Annotated in this window: 1 protein-coding gene; it reads left to right on the forward strand. The window is 55.2% G+C overall.

All coding sequences use genetic code 11. The features are described 5' to 3' along the window. The first annotated feature begins 899 nt into the window (after positions 1-899). Entirely contained in the window at positions 900-1,610 is a 711-nt protein-coding gene (locus AC066S_RS38710; protein WP_235884977.1) for a hypothetical protein, read from the forward strand. The last annotated feature ends 406 nt before the right edge of the window (positions 1,611-2,016 follow it).

Raw genomic sequence — 2,016 nt, forward strand, 5'->3', positions numbered from 1 at the left:
AGCCTTGACGGCAGCACACCGGATCAAGCCTACTTCACCCCGCTGCCGCTCCGCACGGCAGCCTAACCCCGGCAGAGGCTCCACTTATCGACGCGGATATTCTGTTCAGACAACCGGGGCCAGCTCAGACTTCCTCCGTCTCATCGAAGCTAGCGAGATTGAGCAGTTGTTTACCTGGCCGGTCGACAACCGAAATGCTGCTTAGCGACGGATTCTCAATCGCGCAACCTAGGCGATCTACCAAGTAGCGTAAGCTTATCGCATAACTTTCTGAGTCTCTTCCGTAGCTCCGTTTACTTGATTTAGCGGTGCGCTTGCGCGGCGGGAGTCTAGAGGGATTTCAGCGAGAATTTAGCGGAATCGAAGAAGGCCAGAGATACTCATCGATACTCATGGGAAGTAGTATCGCCGCAACTGCCGACAATTAAAGGGCTATGGGAACGAGGCTAACGTTCGGGATCCACTGGGACGCAGACTACCACCCATTGGTCCACACCCGATTGATGCGGGGGCCTCCCATCGGATGTCACGTGTGCCGCTAACTGTGCTTCAAAACGTGCCGCAGTCCTACCCCTGAATAGGCGGCGTCGTGAATCTGCTGAAACTATCGTGCCTGTCAGCATGGCGGCCCGCCAGAGCGCCTCTCGCGAGGTCAAGTGAGGCCGTTTTAGACCCGCGACTAGCAACGACAAGTGTTCCTGGTTTTGCGGCCGTGTGGATCACAAAAGGCTACTGCGCCATTCAAGGGGACGCTTCAGCCAGCCGAACGACCTCTGGCCATCAGCCTACCAAAACAAGGAGACGACGGCCTCTTGTTTGTAGCATATGCTCTGCGAGCGTACGGATGACAACAATCGTGCGCCGGCACGCTCGCATCCTACGCGTTTAGGGGCACTCCGATGATCACGCCGTTTCGACGGAACTGGAGTCCAAACGAATTATTTGACACTCTTACGCCAGCGATGTTCGCCGCCGAGCCGTCGGCTGTCCGCGCACGTTGGGAAAAATTGTGGCCCGATCTGTACACCGAATATGACGCCAGGTACTTGAAACAAGAATTAGTGGCGCGAGATCTTATCGCTTCCGATGAAGCTGCTGCATTCTTTAACGCCTGGGCGATTGACGAAGAGCGCCACACCGACGGATTCATCCGGATCATTGAACTTGTCGCTAATGGATCCGAAAGGACTCTTCGGGAGAGATTGGAGGCTCGATCTCATGATTTTGGGCCGATCGTTGAACACCTGAAGGACGAATTTTCCGTGATGGTTATGATCGCATTTGATGAAATGTGCACTTGCCGCGCCTATGCAGCAGAAAAACCATTTTATGACGCTCTTGGGAACAACACGTTCCATCATTGGCTGCGGGAGGTAATTGCCGACGAGGCGGTCCACTCGATGAACGCCGTTAATGTTATCCGCTCGCGCTATCGCGATCGCATCGGCCAAGTCGGCACAATTATTGATAGCCTAATCCGCGCGGCCGATACTCTACGCTATTCTGGCACCTTCGTCCTCGACTACTTCGGCGCAGTGTACTCCAGGGAGCTGCTCGCCGACTCCCGCCTCGCGACCGTGAGAAATATTGCCAAGCCACTCATCGTGTAGAGCGAGATCTGTAACCGCGAGCCTGCGGAAAGTTTGGTCCGACGTCATACCGCCGCTCAATCGAGCTCTTCTGCAAGTTTTCCATTCTGCCAGTTGACGCCAGGTTTTCTTGACGTGTCGTGCGTATATGTCGTGTTCACGACATGTCGACGGCTCACCTTTTGCCAGGATGGTAGGTGCTAGTTCTGCTTTGTATCCACTTGGCGTGCGCGCGGCCGTGAGTACGCCACTCGAGCGACTGGTCCGGTCTTTGCTCTGTTGTTTTGTTGTTTGGCAAAACTAGTGGCTCTGCACAGTGATTTTGACTGGTTGGATCTGGGGCGGTCAGACTAGCTCCGGCAGGCTTTTGGGATCGACGAGAACCTCGATGCTGCGAGGCGTCGTTGGCTGCCGTCTGATGAGGCCG

The sequence above is a fragment of the Bradyrhizobium sp. CFUWI genome (genome assembly GCF_056429085.1).